Origin of the sequence: Lactiplantibacillus brownii (genome assembly GCF_031085375.1) — a bacterium.
GTDB lineage: Bacteria > Bacillota > Bacilli > Lactobacillales > Lactobacillaceae > Lactiplantibacillus > Lactiplantibacillus brownii.
In genome coordinates this window covers 529,870-547,040 of sequence record NZ_JAVCWF010000001.1, presented here as the reverse complement: position 1 = coordinate 547,040, position 17,171 = coordinate 529,870, and the positions used below count along the sequence as shown (strand labels likewise).

Below are 17,171 nucleotides of genomic sequence, written 5' to 3'. Positions count from 1 at the left end.
CTATTGAGAACTTGTGCCCTCAAAACTAGCTAATATCAAATAATTTCTCCTATGAACCTGAACACCAATTGCTTGGTTAAGTCCTCGACCGATTAGTATTAGTCCGCTTCACACGTCACCGTGCTGCCACTTCTAACCTATCTACCTGATCATCTTTCAGGGGTCTTACTTCCATATAGGAATGGGAAATCTCATCTCGAGGTCTGTTTCACACTTAGATGCTTTCAGCGTTTATCAGATCCATACGTAGCTACCCAGCGATGCGCCTGGCGGCACAACTGGTACACCAGAGGTATGTCCATCCCGGTCCTCTCGTACTAAGGACAGCTCCTCTCAAATTTCCTACGCCCGCGACGGATAGGGACCGAACTGTCTCACGACGTTCTGAACCCAGCTCGCGTACCGCTTTAATGGGCGAACAGCCCAACCCTTGGGACCGACTACAGCCCCAGGATGCGATGAGCCGACATCGAGGTGCCAAACCTCCCCGTCGATGTGGACTCTTGGGGGAGATAAGCCTGTTATCCCCAGGGTAGCTTTTATCCGTTGAGCGATGGCCCTTCCATACGGTACCACCGGATCACTAAGCCCGACTTTCGTCCCTGCTCGACCTGTCTGTCTCGCAGTCAAGCTCCCTTGTGCCTTTACACTCTGCGAATGATTTCCAACCATTCTGAGGGAACCTTTGGGCGCCTCCGTTACTTTTTAGGAGGCGACCGCCCCAGTCAAACTGCCCACCTGACACTGTCTCCCGCCACGATTAGTGGCGCGGGTTAGAGTGGTCATACAGCGAGGGTAGTATCCCACCAACGCCTCCACCGAAACTAGCGTTCCGGTTTCTATGGCTCCTACCTATCCTGTACAAGCTGTACAAACACTCAATATCAAGCTACAGTAAAGCTCCATGGGGTCTTTCCGTCCTGTCGCGGGTAGTCCGCATCTTCACGGACAATATAATTTCACCGAGTCTCTCGTTGAGACAGTGCCCAGATCGTTACGCCTTTCGTGCGGGTCGGAACTTACCCGACAAGGAATTTCGCTACCTTAGGACCGTTATAGTTACGGCCGCCGTTTACTGGGGCTTCAATTCTGAGCTTCGCCGAAGCTAACCCATCCTTTTAACCTTCCAGCACCGGGCAGGCGTCAGCCCCTATACGTCATCTTACGATTTTGCAGAGACCTGTGTTTTTGATAAACAGTCGCCTGGGCCTATTCACTGCGGCTGATCTTGCGATCAGCACCCCTTCTCCCGAAGTTACGGGGTCATTTTGCCGAGTTCCTTAACGAGAGTTCACTCGCTCACCTTAGGATTCTCTCCTCGACTACCTGTGTTGGTTTGCGGTACGGGTAGTTAAATACTCACTAGAAGCTTTTCTCGGCAGTGTGACATCAGACGCTTCGCTACTAAATTTCGCTCCCCATCGCAACTTGTCCTTAAAGTGAAAAGCATTTGACTCTTCACAAGACTTATTGTTTGGACATTCTAATCCAACAGAATGCACATCTTAGCCTACTGCGTCCCTCCATCGTTCAAACGCATTTAACTAGTACAGGAATATCAACCTGTTATCCATCGTCTACGCCTCTCGGCCTCGACTTAGGTCCCGACTAACCCTGGGAGGACGAGCCTTCCCCAGGAAACCTTAGTCATTCGGTGGATGGGATTCTCACCCATCTTTCGCTACTCATACCGGCATTCTCACTTCTAAGCGCTCCACAAGTCCTTACAGTCTTGCTTCACCGCCCTTAGAACGCTCTCCTATCACGTGACCTAATGGTCACATCCACAGTTTCGGTAGTATACTTAGCCCCGGTACATTTTCGGCGCAGGATCACTCGACTAGTGAGCTATTACGCACTCTTTAAATGGTGGCTGCTTCTGAGCCAACATCCTAGTTGTCTATGCAACTCCACATCCTTTTCCACTTAGTATACATTTAGGGACCTTAACTGGTGATCTGGGCTGTTCCCCTTTCGACGGTGGATCTTATCACTCATCGTCTGACTCCCGGATATGAATCAATGGCATTCGGAGTTTATCTGAATTCAGTAACCCAAGACGGGCCCCTAGTCCAAATAGTGCTCTACCTCCATGATCCTTAATCCGAGGCTAGCCCTAAAGCTATTTCGGAGAGAACCAGCTATCTCCAAGTTCGTTTGGAATTTCACCGCTATCCACACCTCATCCCAGCAATTTTCAACTTACACGGGTTCGGTCCTCCAGTGCGTTTTACCGCACCTTCAACCTGGACATGGATAGGTCACCTGGTTTCGGGTCTACAACCTCGTACTAAAAACGCCCATTTCAGACTCGCTTTCGCTACGGCTCCGACTTTTCAGTCTTAACCTTGCACGGGATCGTAACTCGCCGGTTCATTCTACAAAAGGCACGCCATCACGCATTAACGCGCTCTGACTTATTGTAGGCACATGGTTTCAGGAACTATTTCACTCCCCTTCCGGGGTGCTTTTCACCTTTCCCTCACGGTACTGGTTCACTATCGGTCACTAGGTAGTATTTAGCCTTGGGAGATGGTCCTCCCAGATTCCGACGGAATTTCACGTGTTCCGCCGTACTCAGGATACTGAACTGAGAAAGCTTGATTTAATCTACTGGGCTATCACCATCTATGGCGGATTTTCCCAAATCCTTCGACTATCAAACTTTTTGGTAACTCAAATGTTCAGTCCTACAACCCCAAAGAGCAAGCTCTCTGGTTTGGGCTGTTCCCCGTTCGCTCGCCGCTACTTAGGGAATCGAAATTTCTTTATTTTCCTGCTGCTAATGAGATGTTTCAGTTCACAGCGTTTACCTCCGACTAGATTATGAATTCATCTAGCGGTAACAGTTGATTAAAACTGCTGGGTTGCCCCATTCGGAAATCTCCGGATCATAGCTTACGTACAGCTCCCCGAAGCATATCGGTGTTAGTCCCGTCCTTCATCGGCTCCTAGTGCCAAGGCATTCACCATGCGCCCTTGTTAACTTAACCTTATTTTCCAAAGGAAAATACGATTAATTGAGTTTAGCGATTAAACTTCTTTTAAAAAACTCAAAAAACGCGGTGTTCTCGGTTTCATTATGAAAAAATATATTTGATATTATCTAGTTTTCAAAGAACAAGTTTCGTTGACGACCAATGTCGTCAATGGAGAATAACGGGATCGAACCGTTGACCTCCTGCTTGCAAAGCAGGTGCTCTCCCAGCTGAGCTAATTCCCCATAGTGATACAAGAACTATGCGTTCTCGATGGGCCTAAATGGACTCGAACCATCGACCTCACGCTTATCAGGCGTGCGCTCTCACCAACTGAGCTATAGGCCCAAAAGCGTTATTAAATTGAGAGTTAGACCTCTCAAAACTAAACAAAGTTTCAACAATCATGTGTAAGGTTTCCGTAATATTCCTTAGAAAGGAGGTGATCCAGCCGCAGGTTCTCCTACGGCTACCTTGTTACGACTTCACCCTAATCATCTGTCCCACCTTAGGCGGTTGGCTCCCGAAGGTTACCCCACCGACTTTGGGTGTTACAAACTCTCATGGTGTGACGGGCGGTGTGTACAAGGCCCGGGAACGTATTCACCGCGGCATGCTGATCCGCGATTACTAGCGATTCCGACTTCATGTAGGCGAGTTGCAGCCTACAATCCGAACTGAGAATGGCTTTAAGAGATTAGCTTACTCTCGCGAGTTCGCAACTCGTTGTACCATCCATTGTAGCACGTGTGTAGCCCAGGTCATAAGGGGCATGATGATTTGACGTCATCCCCACCTTCCTCCGGTTTGTCACCGGCAGTCTCACCAGAGTGCCCAACTTAATGCTGGCAACTGATAATAAGGGTTGCGCTCGTTGCGGGACTTAACCCAACATCTCACGACACGAGCTGACGACAACCATGCACCACCTGTATCCATGTCCCCGAAGGGAACGTCTAATCTCTTAGATTTGCATAGTATGTCAAGACCTGGTAAGGTTCTTCGCGTAGCTTCGAATTAAACCACATGCTCCACCGCTTGTGCGGGCCCCCGTCAATTCCTTTGAGTTTCAGCCTTGCGGCCGTACTCCCCAGGCGGAATGCTTAATGCGTTAGCTGCAGCACTGAAGGGCGGAAACCCTCCAACACTTAGCATTCATCGTTTACGGTATGGACTACCAGGGTATCTAATCCTGTTTGCTACCCATACTTTCGAGCCTCAGCGTCAGTTACAGACCAGACAGCCGCCTTCGCCACTGGTGTTCTTCCATATATCTACGCATTTCACCGCTACACATGGAGTTCCACTGTCCTCTTCTGCACTCAAGTTTCCCAGTTTCCGATGCACTTCTTCGGTTAAGCCGAAGGCTTTCACATCAGACTTAAAAAACCGCCTGCGCTCGCTTTACGCCCAATAAATCCGGACAACGCTTGCCACCTACGTATTACCGCGGCTGCTGGCACGTAGTTAGCCGTGGCTTTCTGGTTAAATACCGTCAATACCTGAACAGTTACTCTCAGATATGTTCTTCTTTAACAACAGAGTTTTACGAGCCGAAACCCTTCTTCACTCACGCGGCGTTGCTCCATCAGACTTTCGTCCATTGTGGAAGATTCCCTACTGCTGCCTCCCGTAGGAGTTTGGGCCGTGTCTCAGTCCCAATGTGGCCGATTACCCTCTCAGGTCGGCTACGTATCATTGCCATGGTGAGCCGTTACCCCACCATCTAGCTAATACGCCGCGGGACCATCCAAAAGTGATAGCCGAAGCCATCTTTCAAACTCAGACCATGCGGTCCGAGTTGTTATGCGGTATTAGCATCTGTTTCCAGGTGTTATCCCCCACTTCTGGGCAGGTTTCCCACGTGTTACTCACCAGTTCGCCACTCACTCAAATGTAAATCATGATACAAGTACCAATCATTACCAGAGTTCGTTCGACTTGCATGTATTAGGCACGCCGCCAGCGTTCGTCCTGAGCCAGGATCAAACTCTCAAATTAATGATGAGTTCTAAAAAAGCTCATTTAAAAAGTTGGTTCAAATTTATTAATTGTTTTCACGAATTGACTTCGCAAATGTTTTGCTAACAATCACAAGGATTGCTAGACCCTACACATTTGATTTGTCGAAACTTTGTTCAGTTTTCAAAGGTCTAATTTGTTGGTTGATTACCTCAACGTAACTTAATCATCATACCAAGTTGAGAACAACATGTCAACAACTTTTTTATAATTGATTTTCGTTGAAGACTTGCGGCTAACCGCTTTGTGCGCCTCAACAACGTATACTAATTTACCAATTATCCGGGCAGATTGCAAGCCCTAAATTGCAAAAATAACCAGTCAATATTACCATGTCGACATTGCCATTTTGTAAATGTACGGATATTAGTAGTCATTCAACATATTTGGCACATAAACAATCGTGTTTTGTAGCAGCTTGCCCCTTAACCATGGATGATTACGCAACCAGTCAAAATAATTGTTCGGCTAAAAAATTACCTCACTTTTTAAAAAAAATTACGTTAACTCATTAAAATCAACCAAAAGCCCCTACAGAATGACTCAAAACATGTTAGAAACCAAAAAAATCTCGTTGAAATTAGTCACAACTAATTTCAACGAGACTTTAAATTAACTACTTATCTTCTTCAGGACGCATGGTTGGGAACAGCAATACGTCACGAATGGAATCCGCATCCGTCATCAACATGACCAAGCGATCAATTCCGATACCTAAACCACCAGTAGGCGGCATCCCATATTCCAAAGCTTCTACGAAGTCTTCATCAATATGTTCTGCTTCATCATTACCAGCAGTCCGTTCAGCAGCCTGTGCTTCAAAACGTTGGCGTTGATCGATAGGATCATTTAATTCGCTAAAGGCATTGGCATATTCATTACCTAAAATGAATAATTCAAACCGGTCAGTAAATCGAGGATCCTTTTCGTTCTTCTTGGCCAATGGTGAAATTTCAACTGGATGACCATAGATAAAGGTCGGTTCATTAAGCGTATCTTCAACGAATTCTTCGAAGAACGCATTAATAATATGGCCAACCTTCCAATAAGATTCATACTTAACATGATGTTCATCCGCTAATTTACGCGCATCATCTAAGGACATTGGTTGCCAGAAATCAATCCCAGTTTGGGCCTTGATAGCATCAACCATATGCACTTGCTTGAATGGCTTATTCAAATCAACTGTTTGACCATGATAAGTAATGATGCCGTCATCAGTTACCGCTTTAGCAGCAGCTTTGAAAATACCTTCCGTTTCGGCCATGACATCATGGAAATCATAATAAGCCACGTAGCTTTCCAACATTGTAAATTCAGGGTTATGTTCACGATCCATCCCTTCATTACGGAAAACACGTCCGATTTCATAGACTTTTTCCATACCACCGACGATTAGGCGCTTCAAATGTAGTTCCAACGCAATCCGTAAGTAGAGATCAATGTTCAAAGCATTATGATGCGTAATAAATGGTCGTGCTGAGGCACCACCAGCTTGGTTATGCAACATTGGTGTTTCAACTTCGATGAAATCATTACTATCTAAATGATGCCGAATCGCTGAAATGATTTTAGTCCGCTTTAAGAACCGATCAAAACTATCACGATTAGAGATCAAATCCAAGTAACGTTGACGATAGATTTGTTCCACATTTTGTAAGCCATGGAACTTATCAGGTAATGGCCGCAACGCCTTCGATAAGAACGTCACATTCGTTGCTTTAATCGTTAATTCCCCAGAATCTGTCTTGAAGACTTCACCGGTAATACCAAGAAAGTCACCAATATCAGAACGCTTGAAAATATGATAGACCTCTTCGCCGACAACGTCTTTACGAACGTATAACTGCATTTTGCCAGAACGGTCCCAGAGGTCAGCAAAGCCAACCTTACCCTTACCACGTTTAGCCAACATCCGGCCAGCAATGGTTGCGGTCACCTTTTTAGCATCAAGGTCATCTTTGTCCATGTCACCGTATTTTTCGGTTAAATCTTCCGCTAAATCAGTGCGTTCAAACCGATGACCAAAGGGATCAATCCCCTCTTCACGTAATTCATTCATCTTTTCACGACGAACCTTAAGTTGGTCGTTCATCGTTTGTTCTTGTCGTGCCACTAGTGTTCCTCCATTTCCAGTTAGCCTATCTCATTAACGGGATATCACTAAACAACTACTACATGTTAATTTTGACAATCAGGACGTAAAAAAGCAAGTGAATTCTTCACTTTACCGGGCGGTGAGCCAAATAAGTTTGTAATTGTAACGTAAATGCCTCAATTTGACGTGTCATTTCTGCTACCGTCGTCATTTCCATCAAAGCGACTTTGGTTCGCGCTGATCGTGGAATACCTTTTAAATAGTAAGGCACCTGCTCCCGAAACGCCTGACAGCCCTGCTGCTCGCCTTTCAATGCCACTAAACGTTCTAAATGATCCTTCGCGATAGCTAGTTTCATTAATGGTGAAGGCAATGGTAACAAGTCGCCGGTCGCCAGGTAATGTGTCGTCTGTGTTAAAATCCAGGGATTTCCTTCGACCGCACGGCCCATCATGACCGCATCAGCCCCGACTTCTGTCAGCATCCGCTCGGCGTCTTGTGGGGTTCGGACATCGCCATTACCCATAAACGGAATCGTTAACGCCGCGGCCACCCGCTTTAAAACGGCCCAGTCAGCAGTTCCTTGGTAGTGTTGCTGCCTGGTACGGCCGTGCATCGCAATTGCTGCGGCACCGGCCCGTTCAGCCGCGAGCGCATTTTCAACTGCGTACAAATGATCCTGATCCCAACCGGTACGCATTTTGACGGTCACCGGTTTGTGCACTGCGGCCGTGACTGCTGCTACCATCTCATAGACTTTATCTGGATCTAGCAACCATTTCGCACCAGCGTCTGTTTTAGTTACCTTATTCACCGGACAGCCCATATTAATATCAATGATGTCAGCTGCCGTTTGCTGATCAACAAATTTGGCCGCCGCAACTAACGTATCCTTGGAACCACCATAGATTTGAATACTCATCGGGTGTTCTTTAAGGTCGACAAACAGCATATCTAGAGTCTTCTGATTTTGATACATGATGCCCTTATCAGAAATCATCTCACAAACAACTAAGCCGGCCCCAAATTCCTTGCAGATTACTCGAAAAGCGGCGTTAGTTACCCCAGCCATCGGCGCAACAACGACACGATTAGGAATCGTCACATCACCAATTTGCCAAGGCGTTGCTAATTGACTAAGCATCGCCGTGTGAACGACTTAAAACGGCTTGCAATTCGGCAACCGAAAACTGATATTTGTTACCACAGAAATGACAAACTGCCTCGGCGCCTTGGTCTTCATCGATCATTGCTTGAACTTCATGCTTAGGCAATGCCATCAAAGATTCTGCAAACCGTTCCTTAGAACAGTCACACTCGAACTTCACTGGCATTTTATCTAAAATTTTGACATCGCCATCGAACAGCAACGTCAAAATGTCCTCAGGGGTTTTGCCATCCCGGAGTAACTTCGACACTAATGGTAACTCTTTCAGCTTGCCTTCTAATGAACTGATTGCGTCATCAGTTGCATTGGGCAACACTTGTACTAAGAAACCACCCGCCACGCCAATGGTATTGTCCTCGTTCACAAACACGGACAACCCGACTGCTGACGGAATCTGTTCCGACTGAGCTAAATAGTAGGTAAAGTCTTCACCGAGTTCACCAGAAACCAATGGGACTTGTCCGGTAAATGGATTCCCAACGCCCTGATCCTTAGTCACCGCTAAAAATCCGTTCGAGCCCACCGCGGCCTTCACATCAATTTTATGCTTGTCATTCAATGGTAAATGAACATGTGGTTGTTGCAAGTAACCTTTGACAGTACCTTTGGCATTACCATCAACCACAATCCCACCGACTGGGCCATCACCATTAATTTTTACCGTTAAACGTTCATCGCCCTTTAAGACCGAGGTAGCCAATAACAAAGTACCGACTAAGCTTCGACCCAATGCCGCCGAAGCAGCGCTCCAAGTGTCATGCCGTCGTTGTGCTTCCGCCACCGTATCTGTCGCATTTACAGCGTAGGCCCGAAACATTTCGTTTCCCGCCACACTTTTAACTAAATAATCTGCCATCAATAAACTCCTATCTCTGTTTTAACTTTCGATTAATCATAACGCATAAAAAGAGCCGAGACAAAGTCTCAGCTCTTTTAGATTGCGTATTAAACTTGGCTGTCAGAATCATCAGCTGATGAGGCAGCACTATCTGCTTCACTAACCGCACTTGTCGTAGGCGTTGCTGAATCAGCTTCACTTGTTGTACTTGAAGTCGTTTCAGAACCAGCCGCTGACTCACTTGGGAAAGTGGTTTCACTCGTTGCATCCGAAGTTTTTGCTTGAGCGTCGGCTTGCTTTTCAGCTTCACGGCGTTCCAATTCACGTTTGGATTCTTCGAAGGAGGCCGCTTTTTCACTAGGAAATTCGCTACCAGTCTTCTCAGGCATCTTCCCAGTGTTAAACAAGCTGAGAATTTGCTTTTCGTCCAACGTTTCATACTTCAGCAAGGCTTCCGCAATCAACTTATGTTGATCACGATGCGATTGAATGATATCGGTAGCAGTTTGGTGAGCTTCCTCAGCTAAACGCCGAACTTCATCATCAATTAACTGAGCCGTATGTTGTGAAAAGGCGCTAGAGCCCATACCTTGTTGATAAGCAGCTTGTTGGTTGGCGTTTTCTAATTCAACTGGGCCGAGTTTATCACTCATCCCATATTGTGTGACCATTGCCCGAGCAATTTGCGTTGCTTGTTCAAAGTCATTAGAAGCACCAGATGATTGGGCATCGAAGATAATTTCTTCGGCTGCCCGGCCACCCATTAAACCAGCCATTTGTTCCTTAGCATCACGTTTGGACATCAACATCTGATCTTCACGTGGCAACATGATGGCGTAACCGCCAGCACGACCCCGTGGCACAATCGTAACCTTATGCACAACACGCGCATCGTTTAAGACTAACCCCACGATCGTATGTCCAGCTTCATGGTAAGCCACAGTTTCCCGTTCTTGCTTGCTGACCACGCGATCATGCTTGGCTGGCCCAGCGATAACCCGGTCTTCCGCTTCATCCAAGTCCGAAGCTTCCACTTGTTTCTTATTGCGTCGAGCGGCCAATAATGCGGCTTCATTCAATAAGTTTTCCAAGTCGGCCCCAACGAACCCAGGTGTTTGCTTAGCAATTTCTTTCAAATCAACATCCGCCGCTAAAGGTTTGTTCTTAGCGTGGACTTTCAAAATGGCTTCCCGACCCTTAACGTCTGGACGACCAACTAAGATCTTACGGTCAAAACGACCTGGACGTAACAAGGCAGGATCCAAAACATCGGAACGGTTAGTCGCTGCCATGACGATAACACCTTCGTTACCAGTGAACCCATCCATTTCAACCAATAATTGGTTTAAGGTTTGTTCACGTTCATCATGACCGCCGCCCATGCCGCTACCACGTTGCCGACCAACCGCATCAATTTCATCAATAAAGATGATTGATGGGGCATTCTTCTTGGCTTGTTCAAACAAGTCACGAACCCGACTAGCCCCGACCCCGACGAACATTTCAACGAAGTCTGAACCTGAGATTGAGAAGAATGGTACGCCCGCTTCACCAGCGACCGCCTTGGCAAGTAACGTTTTACCAGTACCCGGAGGCCCTTCGAGCAAGACACCCGATGGGATCCGTGCGCCTAAGGAAACAAACTTACGCGGATCTTTCAAGAATTCGACAACTTCGACCAATTCTTGTTTTTCTTCTTCTTCACCGGCAACATCTGAGAAACGAACTTTGTTTTGCTTACTATCGGCTGGTTTAGCCTTCGTCTTACCAAAGTTCATCACCCGGTTGTTTCCGCCGCCTTGACCAGCTTGTCCCATCATCATATAGAATAGGAACACAAACAAGATCAATGGCGCGATATACATCAATAACGTGACCCAAATCCCGCTAGATTCTTCAGCTTTCGCCGTTAATTTAACGTTTTTCTTGGCAGCTAACTTGGAAACTTGATCGACCGTCGAGTTGTTTTCCAACATGGTGGTTGAGAATGACGTCGTCTTGCTAGACGAACTGTTAATTCCTAACGCATTAGTTGAAGAAACTTTTTGTGCTTTCCGGTACTGACCAGTTACCTTGTAGACGCCACCACTAGGCTGGATACTAACGTTTTTGACGTTATCCTTGTCTAATTGTGTGACAAATTCGCTATAGCGGATATTTTGGGTTTGAGAGCTGGAATTATTTCCAAAGAAGAAGTAAATAATCCCCATTAAGCTTAGAAAGATCAAAATATAAAATAAGCTATTACGAAAGAGTCCATTGCGTCGATTGTTGTTCATATGTGCCTCCTTCATCGAAACTTTTATAACCTATTAAAAGCACGGTACTATTCTTCGATAGTCTAAATAATAGCACATTTGACTATCATTGACCAATTATTTATGCTCGTAAATTGCTGGCTTCAAGATTCCGACGTAAGGGAGGTTCCGATAGCGTTCCGCATAATCCAAGCCGTACCCGACCACAAATTCATTGGGAACTTCAAAACCAATATAATCAGCCTTAATGTCCACCAATCGACCAGCGGGTTTATCCAGCAAGGTGCAGACCTTTACAGACTTCACTTGGCGCCGTTTCAACAAATCCACCATAAACTTCAATGTCCGACCAGTATCAATGATATCCTCGATCACCAAAACATCGCGACCGGCAACATCATCATCTAAATCCTTCGTTAATTGGACTTCACCACTTGAAATGGTTTCGTTGCCATAACTGGATAAGTTGATAAAATCTAAGTCGGCATAAACATCCATTTCTCGAATAATATCCGTGGTAAATAAGACGGCACCCTTGAGTACACAAATAATTAATGGATTTTTATCAGCATATTCTGCTGTTAATTTCTGACCCAATTTCTGCGTGACCTGATGGATATCCTCGCGACTATAAAGTACTCGTTCAATGTCGTTGTTCATCGTTTCAGATGTACTCCTTTCAACTCCGTATGTTTTAAGGCTAAAAAGACTGTTTGTGACCCCACGGTGTTCGGTTTGCGGTAACTAAACTTGTGACCGACTAACCACAACACTGTGCCATGCGCATTGACTAACACCTGCACGTCTGATCGTACCGCTTGGGGGACCTTTTGATCAATTAAAATCCGACGCACCGTTTGATGACCGCCATTTTTTAATTGCAACTGATCCCCTGGTTGCCAGCGCCGCCAATATAAAGGTTGGTCACTTGGCAACAAAGAAAACGGCTGATTCTCGACCGTTGGTGCGGTATTGAAAATGCCCACGATTTGGGTCGGCAAAATTTTCTGCCATTGGTTTAAGTCTACCATAATTTTTTCACTGGGCCTTAACTTTTTGACCCTTTTTTTAACAGGAACAACATCAAGCATACCAGCGACTTTCACTAGTTCAAACGTCCCATTCAATTGTAAGTGAGTGGCAGTCGCCGGTGAGTGGCCGACCCAATGAGAAGTTGGGCCTAACTTGGTCGCACTCATCAACAGTTGGGTTCGCTCTTGTAACCAAGCTTGTAGGACTGCCAACCGCCACTTGCTGGGCAATTTTACCCACTGCTGTTGGTCCAGCTGTTGCCGAACTACCACCGTCGCCAATAAACTCGCCACCATTTGAGCTTTCGCAGCTAATAAGGTAGTTAGTTGTTGTTCATAGTCGGTCACATGTGCTAAAAATTCCGGATTAACTTGCATCAATTCTGGCACCACGCGTTGACGTAACCGATTACGCGTTAAAGTGATATCCTGATTCGTCACATCTTCGTAAAAAGTCAGTTGCCGTTCAGTCGCATACCGCCGTAATTGAGCCTTTGAAAAAGTTAATAGTGGTCGCACCAAACGACCGTTATGAAACTCACGGCTCGTTTGAATGCCTCGCAATTGCGCCAGATCCCCACCCCGTGCTAATTTCATCAAGTAAGTTTCCGCCTGATCATTCGCATGATGCGCCGTTAATACCGCAGTCGCATCAGTCGTAGCCATCACTTTCGCAAAAAAGTCATAACGAAACTGGCGACCGGCTGCTTCAATCCCCGTTTGCGGATGATCAGTCACCAACCAATCCGCCAACTTCAACGTCACCGCATGTTCTTGGCAATAACGCACTAGGAACTTAGCTTCCTTGGCACTCTGCGCGCGCAAATGGTGATTCACATGAGCCACAACCAAATGCGGTCGCTGTTGCACGGACACTTGCAACAATAAATCCAGCAACACCATTGAATCCACGCCTGTAGAAACTGCCACCACAATCGTTTTAGCTGGCGATAATAATTTTTGACTCGCTAATTCACGATTAAATTGTTGGATCAAAGTCATGGGTTGTCTTCCTTTCTTATCAGCCACTGATCACTTCCCCAGTCGACCAGAGTTTAATACTAAAATTTCTTCAAGCTGACTTGTCATGAGTGAACATAATCTTTTTACAGCGATACGAATACCAACATCTTACCTCATCTTCCAACTAAAAAGTCGCTTAGTCGAGAATGACTTAATCTTACTTTAGACTCGTCTTCAATACAGGCCACTTTAAATTAAGAGCGCCATTTAGCCGTGAAGTTGACGGTTTTTAGGGCTCAGTGGTGACCTTTGACTTAGTTGGCGGTAACTGCCGACGACTTAGTCAAAGGCCGGCTTACGAGACCGCCGTTTGGCTCGGAAACGTGCCCACCACGTTCCAGCCCTAAAAAGTGGCAACCGGTAAGGCGGAAAGACACGCAAATCTGATTTTAACTTGCACGCTAAACAAAAAAAGTACCCACGCGACAACGATTAGTCTCGCATGGGTACTTGAATTTAACTAAATTAAATGGCGAGTAGCACTACGCTTCAGCTTGAAACCGCTGGCTGGTGTTCTGAAACGTGTTTACCAAGCCTGCTACCTCCGCTCACTACGCCAGGGACATAATGCCTAACCCGCATTTTGTCCCTGGCTAGGTGATGCTCAGTAGCAACCCGGCTTGGTTCACACTCTTTTCATTAGCTCCGACGACCACCACGGCCGCCACGCTTACCTTCAGTGTTTCGTTTCAAGGTTGCTAAGCGATCTTCACTATCCTTCAAGAAGCCAGACATCAATGAGTCAAAGTCTTCCTTCTTGTTTTCATGTTGCCGTGATTGGAAACGACCACCGCCGTTACCGCCGCGACTATGGAAATTGTTTGATCGATGATTGCCACCATTGCTTTGGTGTTCGTTGCGATCAGAGCGACCATGATTATTACCTTGGTGACTGTTATTGCCACCTTGATGGTTGTTGTTATGGTGTTCATGATGCTCATGTTCACCTTGAGGATGATCGACAGCCTTACGAATCGACAAGCCAATCTTTCCATCATTACCAACTGATAACACTTTGACGGTCACTTCATCGCCAACACTCAAAACATCATGGATATCTTTAACGAATCCATCGGAAACTTCACTGATGTGCACCAGCCCCGTTTGATTGTTACCCAGGCTCACGAATGCGCCAAAATTAGTGATCCCGGATACTTTACCAGTGACTTTCGTACCTACTTCAATTGCCATAAAAAAAGTTGTTCCTCCTATGAAATAATGGTTTTAGTATAGCATACTTTGTGAAATGTTGAGTTAAATTTTCACGGGCCCTTTCGAAAATGGTCTACCTACAAATAACCGCATCAAAGATTGATTAATTGGCAGTTACATCTGATGCATTGTCAGTTGGTAAGCTGTAGACCGTTTCGCCACTCTTCGTATAATCATACTTCGACCGCAATAATTTCTGGAGATAATCCTGATTATTGAGTTGTTTGATCTGGCTATCGAGCTTGGCATTTTTCCGTTGTTCCTGTTTCAAATTAACTTGACTAGTCGCAACTTGATGATTGACCTGACTTAGGTTGGCCCGCGTATTGATCAACTGATACCCAAAGAACAATAATAACGCCCCAAAAATCGCCACGATCAAGATAAAGCGTCGCCGCCGCACTTTGCTCACTCGGTCTGAATAACCTTGTTGGTTGGACGCGACTTGCCGCGAATAATCATTATCTAACTGTTTGACGTTATTGCGTGACCCGTTTGTCATTTCCTCTGCCAGTCCTTTCAAATTGTGTTGACTAAATTATAACAACTTCAATCGATGGTGTAAACGACATCATAATGATTAGACCAATGTTTACGGCCATTTGAATGGACTAATTGATTTTTTAAAGTGAGCGAATTAATCGCTAAATGGTTGCCGATAATCGGTCTTATAATCTTCGCTCACGATATCATACATCAATTCAGCATCATTTTTCTTGGTCGTTTCCAATAATTGGTTCACTTTGATCGTTAAAGTTTTGTTCCCAAAACCAATGATCAATTCATCGCCCACACTCACATTAGTTGAGGACTTGGCAACTTTACCGTTAATTTGAATCCGCCCTTTATCGGCGATTTCTTTGGCGACGGTGCGCCGTTTAATAATCCGTGAAACTTTTAAGAACTTATCTAAACGCATACTCATGAATGATGTTCCTTTCCTTTAATGACTGATTTCATCACCCGTTTGCCGTAGGGTAAGACTAACCATTCACGAATGGTGAACAGTCGTAAGGCAATAGCGCCAACGACGAAGACAATTACGCCCACAACGACCCCAATCAGCGTAATAAATCCGGTCATCCCACGATCATTCGCTAATACTGGTCCCACTAACGCTTGTACTTCATGACTCGTTAACAATACGACAACGCCCATCAACCCGCTGACAAACAGTAATTTGACTAAATAGCCACTTTCTAATAAAACTTGTTGTAAATCTTCTGGCGACCCAATCCACATGACCGCAAACATCACGCCAAGACTGGCAACCGTCGCCAAGCTGGCCCCGTTGATACCAAAATGTACGACCATCAAATAATTCAAGCCGACCTTGGTCGCTAGACCCGCGATAATTCCAACGATCATCGCCGTATACTGGTCTAAGCTTTGCATGACACTCGTATAGGTGGTGATCAGTGCCGCAAATAAAATACTAAAAACATACACGCGTAGTGCGGTCGTGCCTTCCATCGACCCAAACAAGAGCCGGTTGATCTGAGGCATTAAAGCGACTAGGCCCACCGTTGCCGCCATCGACAACGCTAAACTAACATGGACCATCGCCCGCGTATGCCGTTTGAACTCAATAAATTGCCGTTTCGCTAGCGCATTGGTCAACGCTGGCAACAAGGTCGCCGAAAATGACGTTGCCACGACCAAACCCAATTGAACAAGCGGTTGGCCGCGGTCATAGACCCCTTTGACTGACTTAGCGGCTTCAATCGGCAAGCCTTGTCGAACTAACCCACGCATCACAGAAAATGAGTCAATCAACTGTAACAAAATAACGACTGCGGCCACCAAACAAAGTGTTCCGCCTTCCACGATAAAACGATGCACGAGTTTTCGATAACTCGGCAACGGGTGCGTCGCGGCTGGGGCTGGCGCTAATAAATGTCGCAAACCGAAGCTGACGAAAATCAACGAGGAACAAACGGCGGCAATCGGGGCAGAACTCATGGCCCAAGCACCCATATGATAGTCGTCCCAACCACGATGGATGCTAAAGTAAGCGGCCATAATGATTACCCCAACACGCACCATTTGCTCGATCAATTGCGAAACGGCGGTCGGTCCCATTAAGAATTTTCCTTGATAGTAACCACGTCCCGTCGCCAACCATGGCATGAACACAAACATCCATGCTACCGCGCTAATGATGGGGGCTAATTTGAGATCACCCATCCGAACCGCTAGCCAATTGGCACCTAGTTGCAGGGCCAAAAAGATGACTAACGACAAGCCACTCAAAATATGGAACGCACGTCGCGTCACTAAGGACTTACTCGTTTCATCGGGCTGCTCCGCGACTAATTTTGAAATAAAGGTTGGAAAGCCATTCAGTGCAAAGGTCATGCCAATCCCATAAATGGGATAAATCTGCTGATAAACATAGAAACCGGTGTTACCCACCATATTTTGAAATGGAATCCGATAGACCGCACTAAGAATTTTCGCCACTAACGACGAAATTGAAAGTATCAAAGCCCCCCGGAACATGGTGTTCAGGTGATCTTTTGGCATCACAATTCCCTTCTACC

The 17,171-nt window shown here is 45.9% G+C and carries 10 protein-coding genes, 2 tRNA genes and 2 rRNA genes; all 14 read right to left on the bottom strand.

The genetic code is table 11. From position 1 onward, the window contains the following. Positions 1–72: 72 nt before the first annotated feature. Positions 73–2,993: ribosomal RNA gene (locus RA086_RS02155) — 23S ribosomal RNA — on the bottom strand. 157 nt (positions 2,994–3,150) lie between these two features. Next, positions 3,151–3,223: transfer RNA gene (locus RA086_RS02150), tRNA-Ala, on the bottom strand. 29 nt (positions 3,224–3,252) lie between these two features. Then, a tRNA-Ile gene (locus RA086_RS02145) sits at positions 3,253–3,326 on the bottom strand. Between the two features lie 87 nt (positions 3,327–3,413). Further along, positions 3,414–4,979 (bottom strand): 16S ribosomal RNA (locus RA086_RS02140). The 16S and 23S rRNA genes sit together here with 2 tRNA genes alongside, the layout of an rRNA operon. Positions 4,980–5,616: 637 nt before the next feature. Then, positions 5,617–7,116 carry a lysine--tRNA ligase gene (gene lysS / locus RA086_RS02135; RefSeq protein WP_308702282.1) on the bottom strand — a complete coding sequence of 500 codons (1,500 nt, stop codon included), beginning with the start codon at positions 7,114–7,116 and terminating at the stop codon, positions 5,617–5,619. Between the two features lie 106 nt (positions 7,117–7,222). Then, positions 7,223–8,242 (bottom strand): tRNA dihydrouridine synthase DusB, encoded by a 1,020-nt coding sequence (dusB, locus tag RA086_RS02130; RefSeq protein ID WP_308702281.1) that lies wholly within the window; start codon positions 8,240–8,242, stop codon positions 7,223–7,225. Further along, entirely contained in the window at positions 8,235–9,122 is an 888-nt protein-coding gene (hslO, locus tag RA086_RS02125; protein ID WP_308702280.1) for an Hsp33 family molecular chaperone HslO, read from the bottom strand. The genes dusB and hslO overlap by 8 nt, the downstream gene beginning before the upstream one ends. A gap of 89 nt (positions 9,123–9,211) precedes the next feature. Then, complete coding sequence (gene ftsH, locus RA086_RS02120) at positions 9,212–11,383, bottom strand: ATP-dependent zinc metalloprotease FtsH (RefSeq protein ID WP_308702279.1); 2,172 nt, start codon at positions 11,381–11,383, stop codon at positions 9,212–9,214. Positions 11,384–11,479: 96 nt separating this feature from the next. Beyond that, positions 11,480–12,022: a hypoxanthine phosphoribosyltransferase gene (gene hpt / locus RA086_RS02115; protein WP_308702278.1), complete on the bottom strand. Its 543-nt coding sequence runs from the start codon at positions 12,020–12,022 to the stop codon at positions 11,480–11,482. Beyond that, positions 12,019–13,395, bottom strand: a complete 1,377-nt coding sequence (tilS, locus tag RA086_RS02110) for a tRNA lysidine(34) synthetase TilS (RefSeq protein ID WP_308702277.1) — start codon at positions 13,393–13,395, stop codon at positions 12,019–12,021. The genes hpt and tilS overlap by 4 nt, the downstream gene beginning before the upstream one ends. A gap of 660 nt (positions 13,396–14,055) precedes the next feature. Continuing rightward, on the bottom strand, positions 14,056–14,607 hold the full coding sequence (locus RA086_RS02105) for a S1 domain-containing RNA-binding protein (protein ID WP_308702276.1): 552 nt from the start codon (positions 14,605–14,607) through the stop codon (positions 14,056–14,058). A gap of 124 nt (positions 14,608–14,731) precedes the next feature. Beyond that, positions 14,732–15,130 carry an FtsB family cell division protein gene (locus RA086_RS02100; RefSeq protein WP_308702275.1) on the bottom strand — a complete coding sequence of 133 codons (399 nt, stop codon included), beginning with the start codon at positions 15,128–15,130 and terminating at the stop codon, positions 14,732–14,734. A gap of 135 nt (positions 15,131–15,265) precedes the next feature. Continuing rightward, on the bottom strand, positions 15,266–15,547 hold the full coding sequence (locus RA086_RS02095) for an RNA-binding S4 domain-containing protein (protein WP_308704396.1): 282 nt from the start codon (positions 15,545–15,547) through the stop codon (positions 15,266–15,268). Positions 15,548–15,549: 2 nt separating this feature from the next. Then, the gene (locus RA086_RS02090; RefSeq protein WP_308702274.1) at positions 15,550–17,154 is read right to left on the bottom strand and encodes a polysaccharide biosynthesis protein; all 1,605 of its coding nucleotides are present in this window, start codon (positions 17,152–17,154) and stop codon (positions 15,550–15,552) included. Positions 17,155–17,171 lie beyond the last annotated feature (17 nt).

Excerpts from the sequence above, each read along its gene's own strand:
- dusB (WP_308702281.1), bottom strand. The coding sequence starts at position 8,242 with ATGCTTAGTCAATTAGCAACGCCTTGGCAAATTGGTGATGTGACGATT.
- hslO (WP_308702280.1), bottom strand. The coding sequence starts at position 9,122 with ATGGCAGATTATTTAGTTAAAAGTGTGGCGGGAAACGAAATGTTTCGG.
- ftsH (WP_308702279.1), bottom strand. The coding sequence starts at position 11,383 with ATGAACAACAATCGACGCAATGGACTCTTTCGTAATAGCTTATTTTAT.
- hpt (WP_308702278.1), bottom strand. The coding sequence starts at position 12,022 with ATGAACAACGACATTGAACGAGTACTTTATAGTCGCGAGGATATCCAT.
- tilS (WP_308702277.1), bottom strand. The coding sequence starts at position 13,395 with ATGACTTTGATCCAACAATTTAATCGTGAATTAGCGAGTCAAAAATTA.
- RA086_RS02105 (WP_308702276.1), bottom strand. The coding sequence starts at position 14,607 with ATGGCAATTGAAGTAGGTACGAAAGTCACTGGTAAAGTATCCGGGATC.
- RA086_RS02100 (WP_308702275.1), bottom strand. The coding sequence starts at position 15,130 with ATGACAAACGGGTCACGCAATAACGTCAAACAGTTAGATAATGATTAT.
- RA086_RS02095 (WP_308704396.1), bottom strand. The coding sequence starts at position 15,547 with ATGCGTTTAGATAAGTTCTTAAAAGTTTCACGGATTATTAAACGGCGC.
- RA086_RS02090 (WP_308702274.1), bottom strand. The coding sequence starts at position 17,154 with ATGCCAAAAGATCACCTGAACACCATGTTCCGGGGGGCTTTGATACTT.